Source organism: Desulfotruncus arcticus DSM 17038 (assembly GCF_900113335.1).
Classification (GTDB): Bacteria; Bacillota; Desulfotomaculia; order Desulfotomaculales; family Desulfallaceae; genus Desulfotruncus; species Desulfotruncus arcticus.
This window is the reverse complement of record NZ_FOOX01000007.1, coordinates 73,701-98,588: the sequence shown is the minus strand read 5'-3', so window position 1 is coordinate 98,588 and position 24,888 is coordinate 73,701. Positions and strand designations below refer to the sequence as shown.

At 44.8% G+C, this 24,888-nt stretch carries 22 protein-coding genes; 7 read left to right on the top strand and 15 right to left on the bottom strand.

What is annotated here, in order from left to right:
- Positions 1-70: 70 nt before the first annotated feature.
- From BM056_RS10845 to BM056_RS10830, 4 genes are all read left to right on the top strand, one after another.
- Complete coding sequence (locus BM056_RS10845) at positions 71-391, top strand: thioredoxin family protein (protein ID WP_092471430.1); 321 nt, start codon at positions 71-73, stop codon at positions 389-391.
- A 13-nt stretch (positions 392-404) separates the two neighbouring features.
- Positions 405-1,619, top strand: a complete 1,215-nt coding sequence (trxB, locus tag BM056_RS10840) for a thioredoxin-disulfide reductase (protein ID WP_092471429.1) — start codon at positions 405-407, stop codon at positions 1,617-1,619.
- A 54-nt stretch (positions 1,620-1,673) separates the two neighbouring features.
- Positions 1,674-3,020: an SLC13 family permease gene (locus BM056_RS10835; RefSeq protein WP_092471428.1), complete on the top strand. Its 1,347-nt coding sequence runs from the start codon at positions 1,674-1,676 to the stop codon at positions 3,018-3,020.
- A 146-nt stretch (positions 3,021-3,166) separates the two neighbouring features.
- Entirely contained in the window at positions 3,167-3,652 is a 486-nt protein-coding gene (locus tag BM056_RS10830; protein WP_207648174.1) for a hypothetical protein, read from the top strand.
- Between the two features lie 116 nt (positions 3,653-3,768).
- On the opposite strand, the gene BM056_RS10825 is transcribed toward BM056_RS10830, so the two are convergent.
- The 6 genes from BM056_RS10825 to BM056_RS10800 all read right to left on the bottom strand — a co-directional run bounded on the left by BM056_RS10825 (position 3,769) and on the right by BM056_RS10800 (position 10,745).
- Entirely contained in the window at positions 3,769-4,530 is a 762-nt protein-coding gene (locus tag BM056_RS10825; RefSeq protein WP_092471427.1) for a class I SAM-dependent methyltransferase, read from the bottom strand.
- A gap of 124 nt (positions 4,531-4,654) precedes the next feature.
- A complete protein-coding gene (locus BM056_RS10820; protein WP_092471426.1) occupies positions 4,655-4,933 on the bottom strand; it encodes a CD3324 family protein in 279 nt (92 codons plus the stop codon).
- Between the two features lie 297 nt (positions 4,934-5,230).
- Entirely contained in the window at positions 5,231-5,608 is a 378-nt protein-coding gene (locus BM056_RS10815; protein ID WP_092471425.1) for a hypothetical protein, read from the bottom strand.
- Positions 5,601-6,986 (bottom strand): TULIP family P47-like protein, encoded by a 1,386-nt coding sequence (locus BM056_RS10810; RefSeq protein ID WP_092471424.1) that lies wholly within the window; start codon positions 6,984-6,986, stop codon positions 5,601-5,603. The genes BM056_RS10815 and BM056_RS10810 overlap by 8 nt, the downstream gene beginning before the upstream one ends.
- A gap of 108 nt (positions 6,987-7,094) precedes the next feature.
- On the bottom strand, positions 7,095-9,263 hold the full coding sequence (locus BM056_RS10805) for a TULIP family P47-like protein (RefSeq protein ID WP_092471423.1): 2,169 nt from the start codon (positions 9,261-9,263) through the stop codon (positions 7,095-7,097).
- A 132-nt stretch (positions 9,264-9,395) separates the two neighbouring features.
- Positions 9,396-10,745, bottom strand: coding sequence for a TULIP family P47-like protein (locus BM056_RS10800; RefSeq protein ID WP_092471422.1), 1,350 nt, complete (start codon positions 10,743-10,745; stop codon positions 9,396-9,398).
- 404 nt (positions 10,746-11,149) lie between these two features.
- On the opposite strand from BM056_RS10800, the gene BM056_RS10795 reads away from it, so the two are divergent.
- A complete protein-coding gene (locus tag BM056_RS10795) occupies positions 11,150-12,556 on the top strand; it encodes an S-layer homology domain-containing protein (protein WP_092471421.1) in 1,407 nt (468 codons plus the stop codon).
- A gap of 120 nt (positions 12,557-12,676) precedes the next feature.
- Here the strand turns inward: BM056_RS10795 and BM056_RS10790 are convergent, their stop codons facing one another.
- The 9 genes from BM056_RS10790 to BM056_RS10750 form a co-directional block, all read right to left on the bottom strand.
- Entirely contained in the window at positions 12,677-13,186 is a 510-nt protein-coding gene (locus BM056_RS10790) for a radical SAM protein (protein ID WP_092471420.1), read from the bottom strand.
- Positions 13,187-13,276: 90 nt separating this feature from the next.
- Positions 13,277-15,232, bottom strand: coding sequence for an acetoacetate--CoA ligase (locus BM056_RS10785; RefSeq protein WP_092471419.1), 1,956 nt, complete (start codon positions 15,230-15,232; stop codon positions 13,277-13,279).
- 141 nt (positions 15,233-15,373) lie between these two features.
- Positions 15,374-16,390 (bottom strand): hydroxymethylglutaryl-CoA lyase-like TIM-barrel protein, encoded by a 1,017-nt coding sequence (locus BM056_RS10780; RefSeq protein ID WP_092471418.1) that lies wholly within the window; start codon positions 16,388-16,390, stop codon positions 15,374-15,376.
- 105 nt (positions 16,391-16,495) lie between these two features.
- Positions 16,496-17,278 carry an enoyl-CoA hydratase-related protein gene (locus BM056_RS10775; RefSeq protein ID WP_092471557.1) on the bottom strand — a complete coding sequence of 261 codons (783 nt, stop codon included), beginning with the start codon at positions 17,276-17,278 and terminating at the stop codon, positions 16,496-16,498.
- Between the two features lie 197 nt (positions 17,279-17,475).
- On the bottom strand, positions 17,476-17,919 hold the full coding sequence (locus BM056_RS26865) for a carboxyl transferase domain-containing protein (RefSeq protein ID WP_238456416.1): 444 nt from the start codon (positions 17,917-17,919) through the stop codon (positions 17,476-17,478).
- Positions 17,920-17,979: 60 nt separating this feature from the next.
- Positions 17,980-18,420: a MaoC/PaaZ C-terminal domain-containing protein gene (locus tag BM056_RS10765; protein ID WP_092471417.1), complete on the bottom strand. Its 441-nt coding sequence runs from the start codon at positions 18,418-18,420 to the stop codon at positions 17,980-17,982.
- Positions 18,421-18,523: 103 nt separating this feature from the next.
- Positions 18,524-20,122: an ATP-dependent acyl-CoA ligase gene (locus tag BM056_RS10760; protein WP_092471416.1), complete on the bottom strand. Its 1,599-nt coding sequence runs from the start codon at positions 20,120-20,122 to the stop codon at positions 18,524-18,526.
- Positions 20,123-20,225: 103 nt separating this feature from the next.
- Complete coding sequence (locus BM056_RS10755) at positions 20,226-21,509, bottom strand: MFS transporter (RefSeq protein ID WP_165613476.1); 1,284 nt, start codon at positions 21,507-21,509, stop codon at positions 20,226-20,228.
- Between the two features lie 234 nt (positions 21,510-21,743).
- Positions 21,744-23,150 carry a sigma-54 interaction domain-containing protein gene (locus BM056_RS10750; RefSeq protein WP_092471414.1) on the bottom strand — a complete coding sequence of 469 codons (1,407 nt, stop codon included), beginning with the start codon at positions 23,148-23,150 and terminating at the stop codon, positions 21,744-21,746.
- Between the two features lie 1,062 nt (positions 23,151-24,212).
- Between BM056_RS10750 and BM056_RS10745 the strand changes: the two genes are divergently transcribed.
- Together BM056_RS10745 and BM056_RS10740 are read left to right on the top strand one after the other, a co-directional pair.
- Positions 24,213-24,539 (top strand): PadR family transcriptional regulator, encoded by a 327-nt coding sequence (locus tag BM056_RS10745; RefSeq protein WP_092471413.1) that lies wholly within the window; start codon positions 24,213-24,215, stop codon positions 24,537-24,539.
- Positions 24,539-24,886, top strand: coding sequence for a DUF1048 domain-containing protein (locus tag BM056_RS10740; protein ID WP_092471412.1), 348 nt, complete (start codon positions 24,539-24,541; stop codon positions 24,884-24,886). Before BM056_RS10745 ends, BM056_RS10740 begins: the two co-directional genes overlap by 1 nt.
- Positions 24,887-24,888 lie beyond the last annotated feature (2 nt).

Below are 24,888 nucleotides of genomic sequence, written 5' to 3'. Positions count from 1 at the left end.
TTTAAAAAGGGTTCTTCCGGGTTGGAGTTACGGAAGAACCCAATCGGTTAGTAATTAGGGAGGTCTAAAAATGGTACTGAAAAAAATTAATGCCGGCCTTTTTAATAAAGCAATTTATGATAACAATGAGGCCTGCATAGTTGCTTTTACCAGACAAGATTGTCACGTTTGTAAAGAAGTTGTGCCCAGGTTGGAAGAAGTTGCGGCAAAGTATCAAGGTAAACTATCTTTTTATGCTATGGATGTTGAGCAGGAAAAGGATTTATTTAAAAGCTTCTCCCTTAAAGGTGTTCCTCAACTGCTTTTTTTTAAAGATGGAGAGTTTCATGGCAAGCTGGCAGGCGATGTTGAGGAAGAAGACATTGTAGAAAAAATTGATGACCTAATATAAGAGGTGCTTAATAATGGGCAAATACGATATCGTAATCATCGGTGGGGGACCGGCAGGTTTAACTGCCGCTATATATGGAGCCAGAGCGAGATTAAAAACTTTGGTAATTAATAAAGGGCCTATCGGTGGGCTGGCTCATACCACCAGAGAGATAGTAAACTACCCCGGATATGGCCAAACAACCGGCCCCAAGTTGATGAAAGATTTCAAAAAACATGCCGAAGATTTTGGAGCGGAATTTATCAAAGATGAAGTTGTGTTAGTGGATTTTTCCCAAGAAGAAAAAATAATTAAAACCAAAAAAGGAAAAGAATTTACCTCCAAAGCAGTGATCTTAGCCTGTGGCTCCAAACCAAGGCTGTTGAACATTCCCGGTGAAACAAAATTAAGAGGCAGCGGTGTGGCATATTGTGCTACTTGTGATGCTGAATTCTTTGAAGGCGAAGATGTAGTTGTCATCGGCAGCGGCGATCAGGCTATTGAAGAAGGCATGTATATTACTAAATTTGCTAATAAAGTTACAACTATCGTTTTACATGATGAAGGGGCACTTGATTGCAATAAGCTTAGCGCTGAAAAGGCATTTGCCAATGAAAAAATGTCATTCATATGGAACTCAACCGTTGAAGAAGTATTGGGTAAAACCAATGTCGAAGGAATTAAAATTAAGAACATTAAGACGGGAGAAAGCAGTGAACTGGCTTGTCAGGGTGTATTCTTTTTTGTCGGCATGATTCCATCTACCGGTTTCCTGCAGGACAGCGGCGTGGAGATGGACCAAAGAGGATATATTCCGGTTAATGAGTTAATGGAAACTAACGTTGAAGGTGTTTATGCCGTTGGCGACAACAGAGTTAAATATTTAAGGCAGGTTGTATCAGCTGCCGGTGATGGTGCAACTGCGGCGGTTGCAGCGGAAAGGTATGTAGAAGAAATAAATGATTTCAAGGCGAACGTATTAGAAAGTGAAAAATCTATTATACTATCTTTCTTTAATCCCATGGTAGAAGAAAGTCTGTCATTTAATACTGTTTTGGAAAAAGCGGTTAGTGAAAGCGGTGACAGGTATAAAATAGTTAAGGCGGATATTTCCAGAAAGAAAACGCTAGCAGAAAAATATGGTATTAAAGCAGCACCTGCCGGTGTTGTTTTGGATAAAGGTGCCGTTATCAAACAATTAGATTGTTCAATGGATATAAAGATATTAAATGCCCAATTGGCCAGATAGAAAGTAATTATATTGGTAAACAGGTCATAACAAGACAGTATTAGGAGGAGTATCATGAACAAGAAAATACAATGGGCGATAACAATTATGTTACCGTTATTAGTTTACCTGCTCCCAACTTCTGAAACAGGATTCACTCCACAGATAAAGTTGTTTTTTGTTTGTACATTATTTCCCATACTGTTGGCAGCATTTGAACTTGTACCGATGACGGTTTACGCGCTAGCGTTCCCGCTGTTTTATATCTTCGTGGCCAAAGTCCCGGCTGAAGCGGCTTTGGGGCCATTTACAGCGCATATTCCATACGTTATCATTGGTGGCATGATGTTAGCGCTGGCTTTGGAAGAAACAAAACTGTTAAAAAGAATTTCCTATGGTATTCTATCAGTAACCGGTAAAAGTTATGCAGGATTAATTTTTGGCATTATGTTAATCGGTTTTATCTTAAGTTTCATGATTACTGACATAGCCACCCGGGCAATCGTAGTTGTAACATTTGTATATGGGTTATGCAAGTCATTGGATATTCAAAAAGGCACCAAATTAGGTGCCGGTTTAATGGTCACTGCCTCATTTGCCGCCCTGAACTCATCATTAAACCACTATCTTAACCAAGCATACTTTGGTTTTGGTATTGCTAAATCGTCATTAGGATTTAATGAATATGCATTATACTTTTTCCTGCCAAACGCAATTTATTTTTTTGCTACCACACTGATAGTGCTATCCTTCTTTAAACCTGAGCAAGCCTTTGAAGGTAAAGAATACTTTAGAACCAAGTTAAAGGATTTAGGTAAATTCACCTGGCAGGAAGTTTTTGCGCTGGCAGTTATAGTAGGGGCTTTGTATGCTAGTTCTCAAGATACCAACAAAGCCGGCTGGATATTTGTAGTTGCTGGTTCATTGTTCTATATCCCAGCGCTGAAAATTGGTCAAGCAGAAAAGTTAAAGCAAGTAAACTACCCGTTATTCCTGTTCGTAGCCGGATGTATGGCTATCGGAGCGGCTGGTAACTTTACAGGCGGCGGTAAATACCTGGCGGACTTATTCTACCCAATACTTGCCGGTTCCGAAATATATACTTTAGGCATGCTGTGGGTATTTGGAGTGCTGGTGAACTTTGTATTAACACCACTTGCCAGGACTGCATCACTTTCTGTGCCGGTTGTGGAAGTTGCCAAATCTGTTGGCTTAAATGCTGATGTCGGGCTATGGGCTTTCCTGCAGGGATTAGAGCAGGTATTAATGCCTTATGAGTACATTTTAGTATTGTTAGTGTTCTCTTACGGATATTTAAATATTAAAGATTTTATGAAAGCATTCGGTGGTAAGATGGCCTTTAGCTTTTTAACGATTATGACTGTAGGCCTGGGTTGGTGGCATATTATAGGTGTATTCTAAGATAGATAAATAATTTTAAAAGTTCCATTGTGTAAATAATTCCGAGTTCTTGGTAACATTAGAACCAATCGCCAATAGCGAGTCTTGAACCTGTAGAAGTAATTTTATCGGTTAAGCGTAGACAGTTTCAGGTAGTAGGCCTGAAAGTGATTGAGCTTCGAAATGAGTTATGCCCAATATTTCCAACCAGATTAGGCCCGGCGTGTTCGACGGCGGCTATGCCCTGGAAAGTTAATTGGGACCCTTATTACGGACACCCTGAGGCCACAGAAAAACCGCTGCCTCCCGGCACATATATCGTGGAGGTGGGACCACCGGCGGGTTACAAAGTGCTTGACCGGGACGGTTCCGTTAACACAGACCAGGGTGACGAATTTGTCAGCCCCCCATCCCTTATGCGTGTGCCGCCCCCGCCCTACTACCCCGAGCTGCCTGATATCAGCATAACCAAGAAATTGGTGATCGTGGTGTCTGGGATGAACGCTGCGGCGGACTTTTTCCTCTATACAGACGTGCCTACCCCAGGCCGTATCGTGGGGTTTTTGCTGGATGACGTGAACCTGAAAACCGACCCTAATTTCATTTATTACGGCGAAAAGGAACATCCCCAATACACCAGTGGGCATCCGTGACTTTACCGGCAGGACGGAGTAGGTGCATTGCGGGTATAAGTAGATGGCATCAGCACTTCAAAAATGTCGTTCATATCCGAATGAACCGTGGTGATCAAATGTTTTACAAGCTTGCTCTATTTTTCTGCAATCACCAACATTTCAAAATCCTCTGTTGTAAGTTTGTCATCCCTGGAAAAAGCTCCAAGCTTTGCACCGAAGATATCAACCTTTTTGTATCCAAGAGTTTTCAGTAACCAAGTAATCTCGCAGGGCACATAATATCTTTCATTACACTCTAATTCTTTTTTATTACCCAAATCATCGACAACTGTTGTAATATTGTGATCGCGAAATGTCATTAAATCGAACGTATTGCTGCCATAGGTTGCATTGCCTTCCTCCGATGTTGAAGCATGAAATTGTTCAACTGAATGGTATAAAGGAAACAAACCGTTAAATGTAGTAAATATTATTTTTCCGTTCTCTTTAAGTGCTTTGGTTGCATTTTTAAGAATCTCAAAATTCATCTCGTCTGTCTCCATTAAAGGAAATGCCCCTTCACAAAGCATGATTGCTACATCAAATTCATTCATAAACGGTAAATCTCTTGCGTCATGCTTTTTGAAATCAATCTTCAGGTTTTGCTTTTTGGCCGTTTCTCTTGCTTTCTCAAGCATAGAATCGGATAAATCTATCCCTATTACGTTATAGCCTCTTTTTGTTAACTCAAGGGAATGCCTTCCTGTGCCGCACCCGATATCTAGTATTTTTAACGACTTTTTATAATTGATTTCCGCTTCGATAAAATCACATTCGCCAATTGTTCCCTGAGTAAAATTTTCATTGCCGTATTTCTCTCCATAATTTTCAAATAATGCTTCATACCATTGTTTCATATTTTAGCGCCTCCCTGCTTACTATTTATGCAAATATTATAATCACGTTTTTTAGGGCTACAACCGCAAGCACTTTTCAGAGACAAAAATGCGCCATGTAGCTCTCGCTTCACGGCGCACCTTATTATTGGTTTTCCAATTTTATTTTTGCAATAATTTTTTGTAGACTTTTTGGTGATAAATAATAAATTTCTGAAAGAGAAGTTATAGACATTCCTGCTATATATTTTTTGTATATCTCCATATTTCTAACAGTAAATTCTTCTTTACTTTTATTTTTTTCACCCCAGGCCTTTCTATTGCTTACTTTTCGTGGAATATAAATGTATTCACCATCAACATAGTTTTGAACCTTGTCTATTAATTCTTCTGGCAATACATCTATCGCTCTGATATAGCTCATTATACTCCTCCTAATCTGATTTTTTAGGAATGAGCAAAGGCTATACATATATCAAATTTTTGACGCCATGCGATAGCCTTTGCTACGCATAACGAACCGACTCTTTAATGATAAAGCTTCCCCCCTTTAGCAAAAATATAATTCATCATCCATACACAGAATAGATCCCTATCTGTTCTTTTTGTTTTTTACATGCCTCCGATCCACGGCCTTCATCAAAATATTGCTTTTGCTAATCTACCTTTTCCCCGTAGCAGAGCATATAGCTAGGTTAAACAATATTTACTCAACAAATTTCTAAACGCTGGCAAACAGGCTGGCCGATAATTCCGGGAAGGCACTTTTTAGTGCGGAAACCGGATCCTCAGTAAACAATATCGTATTTTCCGCATCAGCTTCAAGCCACTGGAAAAACGGCTCATCGTAGGATATCAGCATTTTGATAATTTGATTGAACTTTTCTGTTTTAACCGGATCGGTAATCCCAAAATTTTCTGCTTTTGGGAGGAGGCCTTGATCATAGGATTTGAACGACACGGTAAACACATGGTTTTTTGCTCCGTAGTCCAGAGGTAAAACCAGTGCATGCTTGAGTTTAACTGTACGATAATTCTTATTCTTCATATCACCCGGTTCTCCTTTTACAGTCATAGTCAGCTGGCCGTTTCTACACAAACAGAGGGGTTCCCCCCAGCTGCATGGATACATTTTGACAGGCATAATTCAAGTTAAAATCGGAACTTCCAGTCCACTTAATCGGGTCCACCGCATTGACCGTCAGTAGATCAATAACCGGCGCATCATCCGTATTCAACACATCTATAATATCCGGTGTCAACATAACCGCGCCCATAATAAGACCAATAACCAGACCACCCACAATCAGCGCGGCGCCTTCGGTTACCACCGTCAGTATAATCAGTGCAATGGCGGCAACGATTGAGACGACAATTTCAGTAATGATAATGCCCACCGAGTGGTGGATGGTATGTTCGATATCCCCCTTTTGGGCTTCCTTAAAGACCAAAGTCTGGCCGTTTTTAGAGTTTCCCAGTTCAATGGTATACCAGTTGGTCGCCTGACAGGTGGCGGTAATACCGGGTGAAACCTCAGTTTCCGTGAAGCTGGTAAGGGTAAAGAGTTTGCCGTTTGACTTCAAGTTTAGCCGCACCAGTTTGGGGTAATAAGTTGAACCATTGTGTTCCACCGGCCCCAGATCAATACTAACCCCGCCTTTAAGATACAATTCGTCCCCCTCTTGGTTCATCACAAAATTATCGACGTTCAGTCCCTTGTAGGCATGGCAAATGGCCGGCCGCACGAGGTCCGCAAGGGTGCGCTTTTGAGAAATTGCAAATCCGGCGCTACTTCCTTTGGGAATAATATTTTCGGAGATTTGTTCAGCCAGGTTTGTACCGGTTCTGTCCCCGGTCATGCACAATACGCCCAAGGTGCTGGTTTCCGGAGTTTCCCCATCCAGATAGGCATAGCTGATGTAGTTCGGAGTGACAAATCCCCACTGGTCCTTGTCAATCATCCGGTTTAGATCGACCACGTTGAAGATGTGGTTAAACTCATTCAGATGCTCATTGCCCCAATTCTTCAGCCCTTCCTGAATGAGGGCATTGGATATGGTTCCAACATCTGTGCTAAGCTCCAGGGAGATCAAGACAAATGCAGGCTGGCCGGGCGAATCGGATGTGTGCTTGACCACCAGCGCATGCGGCGTGCCTTTATAGTCACCGTTTGCAGCGGTATGCGGTACATAGTGCAGGTTCACCTCGATTACCGCAGTTCCGTCCGGGCACTGAATTTGTTTACCCGTATTGGTATAGGTCAGGATGATATGCTTAAGCGGAATGTGAAAGCGAACATTTTTGCCGTCACCGCCCTGAGTTATCTGCCAGTCGCCAAAATCACCGGTTACTTTAAAGGCATCTTCGGCATAACTGAAACCGGGCGGGGATGATTTTTTGTCTACAATCGCCTGGTTAACCAGGGGGACCGGAATTCCAAATGCAGTATCCCAACCGTAAGTATATAAAGCGGCCATAACAGCCTCCTAACTTTACCCGACGAGAGTAATCTGTTTTTCCTGCCAAAGTGCGTGCTATTTGCCGCTGACAGCGACAGTTGCATGGTGCTGACAGGAATTTTGAGCTTATCTGGCTTTTAAGCCTATTTGCAGTGAGGAAGCCAGCCAGGAACACTTCAGGTCATAACCGGAAACGCCCGGCCAGTTGTAGGGCACGACGACTTCATTGGCAAACTCATCAAAGGCGGGAACCTTTTCCCAGTCGCCTTTGGCACAATTCTCAATAATTTCATAGATCAGTTGCTCACCGCCTACAATGGCACCAACCGCACCGGCAATTCCGCCGAGAACTTTCCAGCGGGTGGCGGTAAAGGCATTCTTGAATCCGGTCCAGCCACCGCGGACCTGTCTGGCAGCACTGGTGCCGGCATCCACTTCATCAAGCAAAACCCAATCGTCTTCCACAAGTCTATACGCTTCTTGGAACCCTCTTGCCGTAACCATGGCCGAACCCGCATCTTCAGTTACTTCACCGACAGCGATGGCTCCCCGGAGTCCGTCTATAAGCGGAGCCGCTACCGCCGCCAAGCCGAGAACAGTCATAATGACATCCTCGACGATACCAACAGTAACGGCGGCTTTGGTTTTGGTCACATTCACCGTCATATTACGCGCAATCTGGTCATACCAAAAGATCTGTCGCCCGTCAATCTCTTTGAGACTCAACTGAACCTGTTCAGTAAAGTTGATGTGCACATCATACTCCCAGCTTTCGGGGTACTTCAGATCTATGAATTCAAGCTCCAGGTAGCTGTGGATAAGGCTCATTTTGAATTGATTCTTTTCGATGGTCACCACTAGCGCGGTATACGCATTGATGTTTTCGCCATCCTTTTCAAGCAGGTATTCCGGCGAGCTTTCACCCTTGGAGAGAAACCAGCTCTTGCCTTTTTCGGTTACTTCGATGGCATAACCGGAAACATCAATACCGATAAAAACCGCTTGTTCGCCCATTGATTCCCAGTGCCCGAAGGCATACTGCAAGTCTGACGTTAGATTGCCGGCATCAAGGTCGGCGGTAAACTTGGCAGAGATACTGCGTACCGGCGAATCGTCTTTTTTGAAGCGGCCCCAAGTCAGTTTGGCATTGTTCTGAATGGTCAGACCGTCATTGGTCACTGTAAAGTCATTCTCTTCGGCATCACAGAAGATTGCCCGGGCGCCGCTAAGCATCATATTTTGCAGAAAGACAGTACCGTTAATTAGAAAACCGGCATTGGCGCTGTTGGAACCGGTACCCATCGGGATGGCATTATTTGAAACCTGGTGGTTCGAAGCGGCAGTCCGGTTTTGCGTCATGGTCAGCACCCCAAAAACACTGTTGTCCAGAGTACCGTTATCGGTAACGGCATAGCTTGTGGATGTGGGTTTGATCCAGTGGTATTTATCTGACTTGGATAATTGCGGGCTTAAGTCGAGAACTGAGAAAACGTAGTTAAAATCACCAATATTGGCATTAAACCATTCGCTCATCAGTTCGGGCAGTACAGCAGCCGCAATCCCACTGGTTTTATTGTTTTCGATGGTTACAATTACAACCGCGGGCTGCTCTTTACTGACTTCATCCTGAAGGAATTTCAGATTGTTTCTCCAAGCATCTTCAAACATATAAATATGGAGAAACTGATCCTGGTACTTGTCAATATTGAAAAAAATATAATAATTTGATTTGCCGTCGGCAATCATCCATTCCAGATTATTTTTGATCACTGTTACTGTGGCGCTATCCGAAAGTTGATTCTGCTGAGCAGCAAACTCATCCTTCAGTATCTGGCTGATTGTGCTTTTGTCAAGGGCAGAGACTATTTGATTGACTTTGTCGTTGCCGGCAACAGTAAAGGCAAACTGGTCGGGATCCGGAACCCATTCCATGCCCACCTCAATAACCACTTTGTAGTCTTTTAAGTTATACCTGGTTCCACCAGCTTCATATGTTCCCTCAATGAACGGACAGACCATGCGAATATTTTTACCGTCACCCCCAACAGTCAATTGCCACGGACCCAGTATACCCTTTGCATTGTAGCTCGGGGCATCCGAGGCGGCCTGCGAAAAGTTCTTAACTTTGTCACTGACCGACGACCAGTTATCAGCAATGGCGGTATTGGCATCGTTAAATCGGATGCTGAACACGGTATCCCAACCATAGGTATCCGCATCATTGTGGTTAACGATCTCTGCCACGACATCTGGAACAGGCAGGGTTGGGGGGGTGGTTTTAAGAGTAGTGGTCATAAGTCTCCTCCTTAATTTACAATTCGTTATTTTAACTAAGGCAGATGCATCAACTCAAGCTTTAGCTGCTAAAAAATTCTGCTTCTGTTCTTCTTCACATCGGCTATCCCAAGCCCTGCTCAAAAGACAAAATCACGATACATTGCCCGTGACATAGAATGCACCTTCGAGCCTGGCATTGGCAGGGCTAAATTCCTGGTTGCCGGTATGCCATCTGACAAAAGAAGCCAGGTTCACCACCGAACCGCCAACCGATTTTTCAAACTCATCATTGATGTTGCCCATGCCTATTTTGCTGACTTGATCGGAAAAATTATTGATGCTGTCTACGATCAATGAAATAAGCCCCGGCAGGGTGGTTATGCCCACCACCGCCAGCAGCACCCAGTCATACCAATTAATTGTCTGGTTATGGTCGATAGTCGGGTTTTGGTCATCCAGAAAGGTTACTTTGTTGTTGCTGAAGTTTAGCGGATTGCTTGTTTGGCAACTCCAACTGTAAGTGGCACCGGGAAGGTCAGCCAGCCCAAAAAGGAATTTAAGCGGGCCGCTGCCGGAGGCATGGGTGACCAGGCCATTGCCACTGTCACTTTCAGTTAAAACAAATGAGCTGGCAGCAATGGATCCTTTCGATGTCTTGACACTGAATTTTCCTGAATTTTTCAGCGTACATTTTTCATTTGCAACATCAACTTGGAATTCACCGTCCGGAAAGGATTTCTTGATTGCTGGAAGAATGACTTCAGTGAAGAACACTTGCTGTGAGATTAGAATGACAGCATTGGCTGAACTGGAAAACGCGGCCGATTCAAAAGCCGATTCTGAAGGCCACTCCTTGTCAGACAACATGCAAAGAAAGCAGAGGGCTTCCTGGTCCTTGCTGCTGCTGTAAAAATAGGTCCACTTGAAAGGTTTCAACCAGCCGGCCATACTTGAATTATCGGGAAAGATTTTGGCGAAGATATAACTGATTTTGGTTTTATTCTTAATCAGCGTATCTGCCAGGTAGACCCTGAACAGACCCTTGCCCACGGTATCAAGTTTGCCGGCCGGATCATTTATTGACACAACGGATATATAACCGGGATTATCAGGCAAAGTGGTATTCTCAGGCGCAAATACAAGCTCTGTCTTATCACCGCTTCCCTCCAACTGCTGCCCGCTGCCCGGTCCAACCCAGGCCAGGGATACTTCAACTGCGGCATTCACGCCCGCCAGGTCATAATGTCCCGAAATTGCCGCACCTTCGACCGTCATCGTACCTTGCAAAATAGGGAGGGAGAAACGCAACAGTGTATTGCTCCCACCTTTAATGATTTGCCAGGGTGCCATTTGGGCTTTAATGGTGATCTCTGAACCGGTCTCCTTATCTTTATCCTGATACTCCAGCGTGATATCCGTACCGGCGAGGTTGTTTTTGAGGATATCATTTATTTTCTCTATTTTTACGCCAAAAGAATAGTCATATCCGTATGTTAACATTTTTTCTCCTTTTACTTTTACAATATTACGAAGATAATTGTGCTAAAGACTTACTTACCAAATTAGCCAGAAAATTACTTTAAAAATATTCAATTTTATCTTTTTATTTCCTTTATTTTTTTATCGATAACTTTCAAAAAATTAAGTCAAAATGCGACATATATAGCAAAGATTAGAGATTTTTTAAAGGGGCTCCACTGGGGTGTTCGGGTGACTAATGATTATAGCTCCACCATTGATATTTAACTTTTTCTTAATGGCCCGGTACAGATCATTAAAAGCTTCAAGCCTGACCCAGCGGTTATTAATTAAATGTTATAAGATGTTCCAATCTAATCATATTCCCCCTGAAAAAAATACCTGCCTGCGGATTAATTAGGAAAGAACAAAAGGAGGTATAACGTTTGAAAAGGATCCTGATTTTAATGCTGACAGGGCTGTTAGTAATGTCCCTGTCAGCCGGTGTAGCTTGGGCTAAGACAGACAATGCTAAAAAGGAAGAGGCTCAGACCAAAGTAAACGCAATGCAGATGTACAAGACCCAGTACAAATCCATGGTTAACCATGAAATTTCGGCTAAGGGCAATAAGTTTAATGACACTGCAAATCACTGGGCCAGCGCTTCAATACAACGGATGGTGGATATGGAGTTGTTCGCTGGTTACGATGACGGCACTTTTAAGCCCAACAATAACATGAGCCAGGCAGAGATGATTGCTCTGCTGATGAGATTAGTGGACGCCGATAACAATGATGATGAAGACGAAAATAGCGTAAGCGATGCAATTTACAGTGAAAAACTTAATCAAATTCCTGGCTGGGCCAGAGAGTCGGTTGCAAAAGCCGTAAAATTAAACATAATGAACCTCAACCGGTTCCATTCTGACCAGCAGGCTTCCCGGGCTCAAACATGTGTGGCATTTGCCAAAGCGTTACATTTAGATCCGATCAATAATGTTGACGTGAATTTTGCTGATAATTCACTGATTGAAAAAGATGATCTTGGATACATTCTAGCCATGTACCAGGCAGGTTATATCAAAGGTGCACCGGGTAATTACTTCTTGCCCGAAAATGGCATAACTAGGGCTGAAATGGCTGTCATCATGGAAAGGATCCTGGCCGACTATAAAGCAGATGGTAGCGAGGAAGATGAAGTTGATCTTTCCGCACTGGAAAGCGATCTGTCAGGCGATTACGACGAAATTAAAGATGTGCCCGTAGATAGCATCAAGCTGGAAGGCGGCAAGGATGAAGTTGACGTTGAGGTAGAGGTTAACCTGGCTAACTACAAAGACGAGTGGTCCGATTTAGGTAAAAGTGATATCAAAGACTGGTTGGAAAACCTTGTGGGCGATATCCAGGATGAACTCTCCGGGGATACCATAGTTAGTGGCAAAATTATTAACAATGATAATGATGACACGCTGGTTAGATTTAGCAAGGACGGGAATGATGACCTTTCCTTAAGTTATAATGGCGACGATGTGAAGGATGTGGAGGATGACCTAAAAGGTGATGAATTTGATATAGTCAACATCGAATTCGAGATTACTTCGATTAGTTATAACGAAGATGATAAAATCAAGGTCGATTTAGAGGCGCAGGAAGATGTTTCCACTAGTCAATGGGATGACCTGAACAGCAGTGACGTTGAGAATGAGGTGGAAATCATCTGTGAAGAAATTGCAGAATCATTTCAAGACGCTGCTGGCGCTGAACCAGCGATGATTAACATCTACTTGTATGATAAAGATGCACATTTGCTGGAAAGTTATGAGTATGACGTAGAAGATGAAACACTGGATTAGATTACTAGAAGATGAATAAACGATATCACCATTTAAGAACAAACAGAAATCCAGAGTAAGCCCTTTCGAAAGGGCTATTATTTTGCCCTGATTGCGTTTGGCCATAGCGCATCCTCACTTTCATTCTCTGACCCGCACGGTCACGCCGTATCCGTGCAACAATTGCGCAATCTGTTCCAGCCGCTCACTGCTTGGCGGCGCAAAGATTTCCTGCTCCCGTCCGATGCCCCGGCTCTTGCTCAAACCAAGGCCGTGATAAGGCAGCAGGGTGGCGGCGGTCAAAGAGAATTCTCGCATCAATTGACCTACGGCACTGATGTTCCCGTCCCCGTCATTGACGCCGGAGATCAGTGGCAGGCGAATGATAACCTTGCGCTGCAGACCGGCCGCTGCCAGCTGCCGCAGATTGCTGAGAATGAGGCGGTTACTCACGCCGGTATAAGCCTGGTGTGCCTCGTCTTGCATCGCCTTAAGATCATAGAGGATGTGGTCCGCTTTCCGCGCCAGACGCTGAAGCAAGTCGCCGTCGCCAAATCCGCTCGTATCCAGCGCCACATCGAGACCGTTTTGTTTGGCTACGTCCAGCAGGGCCTCACTGAAGACCGGCTGGGCCAGCAACTCAATTTTCAACCCCTAAAATAGGAAATAGGTGCATCCCCCACTCCCAATAAAATAATTCCACCGCTTGTTAATCACACTCGGGATTTGTTTGTTTCATATTTAGTTCTGTAGCTCGGGAATATCCTTGTAGTATTCAAGTGCCTCGGGGTTGGCCAACGCGTCCTTATTCAGTACGGGCTGACCGTGAATCAGGTTTCTGACTGCAAGTTCCACTTTCTTGCCGCTAATGGTATATGGGATATCCTTAATGCTTACAATTTTGGCCGGAACATGTCGAGGCGTAGTGTTTACGCGGATAACAGTTTTGATTTTTTTCATCAGTTCATCCGTTAACTCCACGCTTTCGGCTAGTTTAACGTACAGGACAACTCTAACATCGTTGTCCCATTCCTGTCCTACCACCAAGCTATCAAGCACTTCAGGCAAGGTTTCTACTTGCCGATAGATTTCCGCGGTACCGATTCTGACGCCTCCGGGGTTAAGGGTTGCGTCGGAACGGCCATAAATGACCACGCCGCCTGTTTTGTCGTTGATTTCAATATAATCGCCATGATGCCACACATTATCGTAAACATCAAAGTACGCACTCTTATATTTTTTCTGATCAGGGTCATCCCAGAAACCAATAGGCTGCGAGGGGAATGGAGCAGTACAGACCAACTCGCCCTTCTGGTTAAAAACATGCTTACCATTCAGGTCAAATGCTTCCACCTTCATGCCCAGACCGCGGCATTGCAACTCACCGGCGTAGACCGACCCGATTGGGTTGCCCAGTGCAAAACAGGAAATAATATCCGTGCCTCCGGAGATGGAAGAAAGTCGAAGATCCTTCTTAATATCCTTGTAGACAAATTCAAAGCTTTCAATGGAAAGGGGGGAACCGGTGGAGAGGAATGCCCTAAGGTTACTTAGGTCGTATTCCCTGCCGGGTTTAATACCATTCTTTTCAACAGCGGCCAGATACTTTGCGCTGGTCCCGAATACGGTAATTTTTTCGTCCTGAGCAAGTTTAAACAGTGTTCCGGAGTCCGGGTAAAAGGGCGAGCCGTCAAAGAGAAGGATGGTTGCCCCAACTGCCAGGGAACTTACCAGCCAGTTCCACATCATCCAGCCACACGTTGTGAAGTAGAACATTTTGTCCTCTCTTTTTAGGTTGGTGTGCAGCAACAGCTCTTTTAGATGCTGCATCAGAGTGCCGCCGGCACTGTGCATGATACACTTGGGGATACCGGTTGTCCCGGAGGAATACATAATATATAGCGGGTGATCAAATGGTAGTTGTTCAAACTCAATTTCAAGGCCAGATTCTTTTGAAATAAAGTTGTCGAAGTACACCGAGTTGGGAACATGGCTAATATTAGGTTTTTCTTCAGTGTAAGGAACCACCACCACTTTTTGAATTGAAGAGATGTCTTTAAGAACTCCGGGAATACGGGTCAGTGAATCATGGGCCTTTCCATTATAGTAATAGCCGTTGGCGGTAAAAAGAACTCGGGGTCCGATTTGGCCAAAACGATCCAATACTCCCTTGATACCAAAATCAGGGGAGCAGGACGACCAGATGGCACCAATGCTGGTGGTGGCCAGCATGGCAATAACCGTTTCGATCATGTTGGGCATAAAGCCTGCAACCCGATCGCCCGTCTTAATACCCATATCCCGCAACGAGCGGGCCAGGCGGGCAACACGGTCATACAGTTGGGTATAGGTAATCCTCACAGGTTCCAAAGCTTCGCTTTTAAAAATTAAAGCAGTTTGATCATCCCGGTAGCGCAGCAGGTTTTTCGCAAAATTCAGCTTAGCCCCGGCAAACCATTTAGCTTCCAACATATTATCCAGGTTATCCACCACCTGGAAGTAAGGCTTGGAAAACCTGATCCCACAGAATTCCCACATAGTGGCCCAGAAGTCGGGGATGTCGGTAATTGACCAGTCATATAGTTCGCTATAGGAATTAAAATTTTTTCCATACTTCTCATTGACAAATCTAATAAAAGCGGTTATGTTGGCTTCGCTTACTTGTTTTTCAGACGGTGACCAAAGCAAATTATTCACCCTAACTCCTCCTTGATCGCACCAGACGACGTCAATACTGCCGATGTCGCTGTAGCTATTTCTTTTGAGTTACAATAGTCGATAATTTCACTCTTATTATTTAATAGGTGACACATCTTTCTTGCATAATCACTATTTAGGCTAAAACCCGGTGGCCTCCTTGGGAATACGGCCAGTTTTAATACACTCACTGCGTAGCCTGCGGTTAAGAATTTTTTCCATCATCCGTCCTATTTCTAATATCCTATCAACGTCAACCCCTGTTTCAATACCCATTTCATCCATCATTACCACCATGTCCTCGGTGGACACCAGCCCGACAATATTGGGGTCCTGGTAGTAATAAGCACCGGTTCCGGCAACAGGAGCCCCGTCAACAAAGTTAGCCGGCTGGCCGCCAGTGCCGCCCATCGTGCTTTCAAAGCGGGTAATCCCGGCTTGAAGCGCAGCCAGCAAATTGGCCAGTCCCCAACCCCTGGTTACATGAAAGTGAGCTACGTGTAAGTTGGGGTCGGGCATAGCATCAAGAATCATTGAGAAATATTCATATACTTTATTGGGCGGTGCAGAGCCGTCGTGATCAGCATGTTCTATATCGTCAGCGCCCAAATCCAGGTACCTTTTAGTGAATTCCACAGCTTTTTTCAATTCTGTCGGCCCTTCAATAGGGCAGCCCCAGATGGTACTAACGGTGCCATTTACCTTAATCCCCGCGTCATGAGCCTTCTTGATAGATTCTTCGGTCATCTTCCAGTAGCCCTTGTGATCCAACCCTGAGTTTTTATACATGTGTGAGGCTGAAGTTGACACCATTTGCAAAATACGAGTTGGGCCATAGCCTTTTTGCTTTAATTCAATGGCGCGGTCCACAGCTTTTTCCCTGATGGTTATAGCTGTAAGTTCTACTTCCGGCAGTTTTTCCTTAACCCTTCTGGAGTTATACAGCATTTTAAAGAGTTCATCAGCATCTGCAAACTGGGGCATCCCCCTGGGGTTACCTAAATTGGTAACTTCGATTTCTTTAAAGCCGGCCAGAATCAGCTCTTCTAAAACCCACAACTTGGCCCGGGTAGGGATAGTAAAATCCTCATGTTGGAAACCGTCCCTGACGGTAATTTCGCCAATTCTAACTTTATTGGGATATTTTAATTGAAACATACACATGCCTCCTTACGATGTTTTTAAAAGTTTATAGGGATAGGGCGACACTGTTAGCCCGCCCCTTGAGATTGAACACCAACTCCAAACACAATATTTTAGGAGTTACCTGCCTTTGTACACCGGCTTGCGCTTTTCATTGAATGCCAGCAGGCCCTCGTCGCGATCCTCAGTGGTTAAGCAAACGTTATAGCATTCAGCCTCAAGCGCCAGCGCTGTATGCAGATCCAGTTCAACACCCAGGTTAATTGACCGTTTGGCCTGCCGCAGCGCCACCGGCCCGTTCTTGGTGATTTCCCGCATAATTTCCATGGTTTTTTCCATCTGCTTGTCAGCCGGGACAACATGGTTGACCAAGCCAATCTCATAAGCATCTCTGGCACTAATGCGCCGGCCGGTATAGATTAATTCTTTGGCTTTGTTGCGTCCAATTACCCGGGGCATCAGTTGGGTGCCGCCGCCGCCCGGTATTATTGCCAAGCCCACTTCCGGCAGCCCGAAAGCAGCCTGTTCCGAGGCAATGATAAAATCACAGCAGAGGGCAAATTCACAGCCCCCGCCCAGGGCAAACCCGTTAACGGCAGCTATTATTGGTTTGGAAAACTCAGCTACAGCTGTAAAAGCCTTAACAAATAAAGCCCTCTGCTTTTTCATTTCCTCACGCGTCATGGTCTTTCGTTCCTTTAAATCAGCTCCCACACAGAAGGCTCTATCTCCTTCAGCAGTAAAAACAGCGGCAAAAACTTCGTCGTCCTGTTCTAGCTCTTCTAACGCCGCCAAGATCTCCCGGGCTGTTTGGGTGCTGATGGCATTCATGGCCTCGGGGCGGTTAAACGCCATCACAGCAATATGCCCATCCCTGGTTAGTTTAATATTTTCAAATTCCATTATTAGCACATCCCTTCTATAAGTCGGGGCATAAATTGCGGATATATTTAAGTTTGGCACATCAGTTAAATAGTACAATCCTATATGTATCCCCATTCCTCTGGTCCGGGCGGACATGAGTCGTCCGCCCTTATAAAAAGGTGTAGCCCCTTTGCTTATTGGCATACTAAAGGTTCTAAAGGTGTATCCCCTCTCCTTTAAACCGGGTACACAGGGTGCTTACGCTCGGCAAACTGTTTATCTTTGGACTCATAGAGAGCAAATCTGCGAATTAATTCATCACGCAATTCGGTTCCGCTTACCATATGATCCACAACCAGTTCTGAAGCCAGTCGGTAGTTATCTACATCTTTGGCATATTCCTCACGTTTTTGCTGGACAAAGGCAGGCCTTTCCTCCGGCGGCAGAGCCATAATCTTATTTTCATAAACAGCATTCACGGCCGCCTGCCAGGTTATTGGCATACAAGCCGTCTTCCACCATGATTGACCCGGGATCCAATAAAAGCTCGATCCTTTCCCTGGCAAAGAGATTGCCCTTTTTGGCGTTGCTTTCGTGGTATTTCCTGCCCCGCCCTTCTTAATTACTGATTCTTTTTCCTTATGCTCTTCGCTTATGGTTTTGTTATTGATCTCCTCCAAGATGCCATGCCCTCCTTCATGTTTTGAGGTCTGTGCTGTACTTCCAAAAATATAATAATTTCAATCACTTTGAGTTTTTTTCATTAAAATTTTTATGTCCATAATCGCCTTAATTTCATTTGCTTTGCTTATAACCTTAATTTTAAAACCGGCCACGCCCCGTTCGGCATCCTTCTCTTCCTTACCGGTTACTTCCACCTCAGCGTAAAGAGTGTCCCCAATATAAGTAGGGCCAATAAAACGCACCCGCTCTATGCCATAAAAGGCTACTATCGGGCCGGGAACCATATCAAGCAGCCCCATGGCAACAGAAAGAACCAGCATTCCATGAGCAATGCGCTGTCCAAAGGAAGTCTGCGCCGCCCACTCCTTGTCGGTATGCAAGGGATACCAATCACCGCTAAAGGCGGAGAACAAGACGAGGTCGGCCTCCGTGATAGTTCGTCCCCTGGAAACCCAGCGCTCACCAATATTTAACTCATCGAAATATTTGTCGAACATGTAAAACCTCTCTCTCCTATAATTAGCAACGGTGTAGGAAAAAACGTGCTTTGACAATGTCAAAGCCTCGGAAGAGTCTATCATCGTAAGTGGGTGTTTTCTATCAGCTTACCCATCTGTTTTCCAATCGGTCAAAAGAACCAGCAGCTAGATTCTCTTTCTCCGTCTTTAACTTCTGCTTCTGGAGCTTACCAGTCTGTGTTACGGGCAAACTTTTCCTGAATTCCCAATAGCGGGGCACCTTGAAATAGGCCAAATTCTCTACCGCCCAGGCTATTAACTCGTCCAACAGATTTTTGGAATCGGTTGAGTAATCCTCTTTTAACACCACATAAGCTTTCACTTCTTGTTCCCTGATGGGATCTGGCACCGGAATCACCGCGACCTCCATTACGGCCGGGTGAAGATGGATCGCCCCTTCCACTTCGGACGCCGAGATATTCTCACCGCTACGGCGTACTATATCTTTCTTACGGTCCACGAAATAGTAGCGGCCCTTGTCATCCCGTTGCACATAGTCACCGGTATGGAACCAGCCGTTTTGCCAAGCCTTTTCAGTAGCAAGCGGATCTTTGTAGTAGCCGGACATAAAGCCCCGCTGCCGGTTTTCCGGCTCACTACCTCTCAGGACCATCTCCCCGACAGTGCCATGTAGTACCTCTTGATCGTAATCATCTACTACCATAGCCTCATACTCCACGAACGGCTTGTAGAAACAGGCCGTGCCTACATTTCGGTCAGGCTGCGGCAGACAACAGAAATTTAGACCGGTTTCCGTCATGCCGAACACTTCCAGAAGTTTTACATTAAACCGCTCTTCAAATGGCTGGTGAATGGTCTTCGGTACACCAGCCCCTATTCCAATCCAGGGCCGGTGGTCGCCATCGTCCGGTTGCTCGGGCATGCCCATAAGCATCGCTGGCATTACACCCAAATAGTGAAAATGAGTTGCCTCCTTGGCCCGTACTTCCTGCCACCAGCTTCTTGGATGGAAGCGGTCAACCATAGCCAGACTGCCCCCAACAAACAATGTCCCCATGGTAGAGAGGATCTGAGGATTCATATGAAAGAACGGTAATGGCGTCAAGACCCGGTCGTTAGCAGTCAGACTCAAGTGCTCAGAATAACGGTTACCAGCCACCAGGTAATATTTCTGGCTCTCAAGGCAGCCCTTAGGGTTGCCGGTAGTGCCGGAAGTGTATAAGATGGCCGCTTCATCGGTGACGCTAATCGATATATCGGCAAGTACACCAGGAAATTGTGGCAGAATCCGTTCGTAAGCCGTAGTGCCGTCAAAATCCCCCCGAACTGACACTCGGCGGCTAATCTGAATATTTTCAGTCTCTATGGCGTTTTGGACGATTTCCCAGTATTCTGGAGTGGCCACCACCGCTTTGGCTTCGGAATGCTGCAAGATGTAGGCCGTTTCCTTTCCCCGGAAAAAGGTATTGATAGGCACCATCGAAGCTCCTATTTTAACTAAGCCAAACCACAAGTAAATAAACTCTGGGCAGTTCGGCATCATCAGGGCTACCCGGTCCCCTTTATGAATACCTAATTCAAGAAACATATTAGCAGTCTGGTTAATTAATCTGTTCATCTCACTATAGGTTATTTTTTGTTCTTCAAACAGCAAATACACCTTGTCAGGACTGCGGTCCACTGCCCTTTCCAAAACTTCTCGGATGTTTTTATATTGCATATTTATATACCTCCTCTCCGCCGTTGCGGATACCTAGTGGGGTCAACGAAGTACCCCTGTTTTTTTGTGGTCCAGTTGTTAATGTACGTACTTCGCATGAGTCCTATTGGGTTAAAGCACCTGAGATCTGGGAGCTTGCGTTCCTTGCCGCCTTTTCTTTCAAATATAGCGGAATAGCCAATATTGCGCTGATCAAGGCCGCCGAAGCAAACATATAGTAAGCACTGTTAAAGCTAGATGTTTTGTCAAGGATAGCGCCCATAATAATTGGAGATAAAACCCCGGCAAAGGAACCCCATGCTAGCATGAATCCGCTGCTTGCCGCCACCCGTTCCTTGCGTACCAATTCCATCGGGATAGCCCACATTAGAGCGATGGCCGCAAAGTCACAGAAGCCCGCAATACTAAAAGCCAATAGAGATATTTGAATCGATGGCGTATTAACGGCAATGACAGTTGCCGGCAGCGTTATGATAGAAGTAATAATTAGTAGAGGTGTACGCCAGCCTTTAACCAGACGGTCAGATATGATGCCGACAAGGATCGCACCGAAAGAGGCACTAATATTTGGTATGGCTGAGTATAGACCGGAACCGAGAATACTTGAACCCCTGGCTTTAACAAAGTAAGTTGGTAGCCAACCCATGTTAGCCCAATAGAGGGCAGTAAGGCCAAAATAAATAAAAGCTAACAGCCAAGTAATTGGATTGGTCAAGATTTCTTTCATTACATCAGAAAAAGGTTCTTTAGTGGACTTGGGTGGATCACTATGACTCTTAATAAGGTCCAATTCAGTTTTGCTAATCCAACGGTGCTCTTCTGGTTTAGCAGTGATAAGGTAAGCGGTAAAAGCAACAAGGACCAGACTGCCTCCACCAAATACGTAAAAAACGCTTCGCCAGCCCATGTTTTCGATGATCAGTCCAGCAAGAGGGGCACCAACCACTACTCCCAAAGTCATGGCAGAAAGCCATATACCAGAGGCCATGCCTCGCTCCCGAGGTAACATCCAATTTGAGACAATCTTTGTGTTAGACGGACCAAGCGGTCCCTCCGAAGCCCCAAACAAGATTCGCACTACTATCATGGCAGTTAACCCTCCAACCATTCCTGTAGTGATTGTAAACAAAGACCAGAAGGTAAGGGAAACTATTAAAATAGTCTTCGGGGAAAAGCGGTCTGCTAAGAAGCCACCGGGAAAGTTTACAATCGTATAACCAATAGTAAGGCCGCTAATTACCACACCGATTTGGGCGGCATTAAGATGAAAATCCTCCATTATAAGCGGAACCGCCATTGATAGGTTAACCCGATCCATATATGATACCAAAGTTAATATAAACAACCAGGCAAGGATAAACCAACGCAACCTTCCTTTGTTTTCCATGAACATAACCCTCCTTCACAATTAAACCTTTATTTCCTCAAAATACAAAAAATGTGGCACCCCCTTCCCGCTTTCTAAATCTTTAAATAAGCAAGAATTGTGCCCCATTAGTGAATTATCTGAAAATATATCGTAATACCTATTATATAAAGCATATAGGCCATTTGAAATTGCCAGTCGTAAAGGTGTTGGCAACTTTGCCTAGGCATTCCTGCGCATTCATGGCATTTTTGCCTATGTTTTGGCACGTTTAATGCCGAGTTTTTTACATTTTCGCAAAAGAGTTGAGATGTCGATGCCCAAAGACTCCGCAGCAGGACCCAGTCTGTCGTTATGCAGTAGAGCCCTCTCAATCAACTGTCGCTCCGTGACGGCTATAGCTGCTTTAAGAGGAAGCATCCCCGAATCGACAGGCCGGAACGGGTTATTCACAAGCGCTATTGGGAATGTTTGACGGATTTTTTCCGGTAAATCCTCCTTTTTGATCAAACCGGTAGAACCAAGCACCACTAGCCGTTCTATGGTATTCTCCAGCTCGCGCACATTTCCCGGCCAGGAAAAATCACATAAACAGTCCATCGCTTTCGGGGACAAACTTAGAGTGCGTTGATACTTTTGACAAAACTTGTCCCAAAAGGATAGTGCCAAAACTAAAATATCCTCTTTCCTGTCTCGTAAAGGCGGAATCACTACCGGAACAACGTTTAGCCTATAAAAAAGATCCTGCCGAAATATCCCCTCGTCAACCATTCTTTCCAAATCACGGTTGGTGGCTGAAACAATTCTAATATCCACCGGCACCGGGTGTGTGCCACCAACGTGCTGGATTTTTCTATCTTGCAGAACATTAAGCAGTTTTACCTGCATAAACAGAGGCAGCTCTCCGATCTCGTCCAGGAAAACAGTACCATTATTGGCCATCTCCAATAACCCCGGCTTGCCTTCCCGCCTGGCTCCGGTGAAAGCGCCCCGATCGTAACCGAATAACTCTGACTCCAACAAAGATGACGGAATAGCTGCGCAATCAACTTTGATAAATTGACCCTTTTCAGCCCTGCCGCTATGTTCGTGAATCAGGGATGCAATTAACCCTTTACCCACCCCAGACTCACCATAAACCAGAACGGTAGCATCTGAAGCAGCAATCCGGGGAATCATATCAAGGATGCTCTGCATCTTAGGGTCGCGCACAATTATTTTTTCTTGTGTCACGTTTAAAATAGGGCTAAAATTTTTCAAGATCTCCTGATATTGTTTGTTAAGTTTCTTAGTAAGTTTCAACTCATCCTTCAGGGCATTAAGCTCGCTCAAGTCTCGCACCACACACACCACGTTTACCAGGTTGCCATGTTCATCAAACACTGGATTACCGGTCACTAGGGCCTCACACCCGCTGGGATAAATGATCACTTTTGACACACGCTGCCTAGAACGAATTGTTTCAATGGTCACCGAATCTGAAATTAAGTTAGCCACCAACAGCGTACTGACATGCTGGCCCATTATCTCGTTGGTAATCCCTGTGATGCGTAGAAAAGCTTCGTTGTAAGCTATGCAGTAACCTTCAGAGTCAGTCATATAAATCCCATCACCGATAGAATTTATCATGGCTTTAAAAGTAATTTCAAGATCCTGTCTCATTGGTCTATTCCTCCTGTAGCACCGATTACCCTTGCTATGACTAATTGGGTCAACTCTATGAACTTATTGGAAGTTTTATGGCGAGACTATATCCTTTATTTGTTATCAATCAGGTTTTCCCTTTAGCTGTGCATACTTGTCTTAAAGATTTGAATCTTCAGTGATTTCAGATATCCAATTGCTTAACTTGTCAAAAAACAAATATACAGATTAAATTAGTGAGACCTCAAGTAGGTAGCGGTAGGGAAGCAGAAACGATTTTGGCATTATTAATCACCCTAAGTAATTCCCTACCCCAATTATAACCCGGAATGCAATTTTCACACCAGTTGATGTGTTTGGCAATATAAAAGTGTGGAGCTTAGCTTCCGTTTTTCTTCCAGTTTTATTTCCAATTTGCCATTGACGGCGAGCCTCTGCAAGCATGGTTCAATGTCAGGGGCGAAGGGGTAAATTCTTTATGACAACGCCCCTAGAAGGCCTACCATGCTTGCCCTCATCGTCAATGGTTCACTACGTCAAACTGGAAATAAAAATTTACCAAACTGAGAAATTATTAAGTTCCGCTGTGCTCGAAATTGTAACTTCCGGAAACAAGTTTGTTAATGCTTAATCCAGCTAATTCGGTGCTACTCGGTCGTACTTGACATAAACACAAAGCCGCAAACCCTTAATCTCTAAGAGTTTGCGGCCACCCCAATTGTCCACATCATAACTTCTTTACCTATGTTTACCAAATTATAATGAAGGCGCGGGGAGTTGAACCCACCGTCCGAAAGAAGAGCTTGACGGCGAGGAGTGGTCGCTCGATCCGGCTTCCTCTGTCAATGTGGAGCACGCTGTTTTCACGAAAATCTATCTGGAGCTTTTCCGAAAGGGGTTTGAAAAATGTTCTTTCAAGGACAGGGAAACCCTCTGTAGCTGTTTAATTGGTTTGACAGCATCCACGCCAGCTTAAAGCCCTGAATGAACCGCTATTGACAAACCATCTATTACGTGTTACTATATAGCAGTAGTGAGTGTCACGACATACCAGTCATACAAAATAGCAAAGGGGGGATTATGCTGGAAAACCTAACGGAAATGCTCAAAGGCGTGCTTGAGGGCTGCGTCCTTGAAATTATAAGCCGCAAAGAAACCTACGGCTACGAAATCACGCGACGGCTGAACGCCCTCGGCTTCACAGATGTTGTGGATGGAACGGTGTACACTATTTTGGTGCGGCTTGAGAAGAATAAACTCGTGGACATAGAAAAAAAACCATCCGATATGGGACCGCCGCGCAAGTTTTTCGCGCTCAACGACGCGGGGCGCAAGGAACTACGAAAGTTCTGGGAAAAATGGGAGTTCGTATCATCAAAAATTAACGAGTTAAAGGAGAAAAAATAATGAATTTTTGGAAAAAAATCACAGGCAGCGACATGACTAAAGAATTGAAAACTTTTGAATCGCGAGCCAAAAAGCTGCCGGCTGATTATCAAGCGGCATGGGAAAAAATTAATGCCAATCTTTGGCCGCACTCAGATTTCACCGGTCGCAACCTCATGCCAATTCTTGACGGTGTGCTTGGCCTGCTCGAAGAAACGGCGGCGGACGGTCAGAGTGTCCAAGAGGTTTTGGGTGACGATATTAAAGGCTTCTGTTCAGCGCTGGCCGGCGAAGAAGGGGCAAAGTCTTTTCGCGACAAGTGGCGCGAGCAACTCAACAATAATATCGCTAAAAAATTAGGTAAATAGGA

Excerpts from the sequence above, each read along its gene's own strand:
- BM056_RS10845 (WP_092471430.1), top strand. The coding sequence starts at position 71 with ATGGTACTGAAAAAAATTAATGCCGGCCTTTTTAATAAAGCAATTTAT.
- BM056_RS10760 (WP_092471416.1), bottom strand. The coding sequence starts at position 20,122 with ATGCAATATAAAAACATCCGAGAAGTTTTGGAAAGGGCAGTGGACCGC.
- BM056_RS10800 (WP_092471422.1), bottom strand. The coding sequence starts at position 10,745 with ATGTTAACATACGGATATGACTATTCTTTTGGCGTAAAAATAGAGAAA.
- BM056_RS10780 (WP_092471418.1), bottom strand. The coding sequence starts at position 16,390 with ATGTTTCAATTAAAATATCCCAATAAAGTTAGAATTGGCGAAATTACC.
- BM056_RS10820 (WP_092471426.1), bottom strand. The coding sequence starts at position 4,933 with ATGAGCTATATCAGAGCGATAGATGTATTGCCAGAAGAATTAATAGAC.
- trxB (WP_092471429.1), top strand. The coding sequence starts at position 405 with ATGGGCAAATACGATATCGTAATCATCGGTGGGGGACCGGCAGGTTTA.
- BM056_RS10755 (WP_165613476.1), bottom strand. The coding sequence starts at position 21,509 with ATGGAAAACAAAGGAAGGTTGCGTTGGTTTATCCTTGCCTGGTTGTTT.
- BM056_RS10750 (WP_092471414.1), bottom strand. The coding sequence starts at position 23,150 with ATGAGACAGGATCTTGAAATTACTTTTAAAGCCATGATAAATTCTATC.
- BM056_RS10825 (WP_092471427.1), bottom strand. The coding sequence starts at position 4,530 with ATGAAACAATGGTATGAAGCATTATTTGAAAATTATGGAGAGAAATAC.
- BM056_RS10740 (WP_092471412.1), top strand. The coding sequence starts at position 24,539 with ATGAATTTTTGGAAAAAAATCACAGGCAGCGACATGACTAAAGAATTG.
- BM056_RS10810 (WP_092471424.1), bottom strand. The coding sequence starts at position 6,986 with ATGGCCGCTTTATATACTTACGGTTGGGATACTGCATTTGGAATTCCG.
- BM056_RS10805 (WP_092471423.1), bottom strand. The coding sequence starts at position 9,263 with ATGACCACTACTCTTAAAACCACCCCCCCAACCCTGCCTGTTCCAGAT.
- BM056_RS10775 (WP_092471557.1), bottom strand. The coding sequence starts at position 17,278 with ATGGAATTTGAAAATATTAAACTAACCAGGGATGGGCATATTGCTGTG.
- BM056_RS10765 (WP_092471417.1), bottom strand. The coding sequence starts at position 18,420 with ATGTTCGACAAATATTTCGATGAGTTAAATATTGGTGAGCGCTGGGTT.
- BM056_RS10745 (WP_092471413.1), top strand. The coding sequence starts at position 24,213 with ATGCTGGAAAACCTAACGGAAATGCTCAAAGGCGTGCTTGAGGGCTGC.
- BM056_RS10835 (WP_092471428.1), top strand. The coding sequence starts at position 1,674 with ATGAACAAGAAAATACAATGGGCGATAACAATTATGTTACCGTTATTA.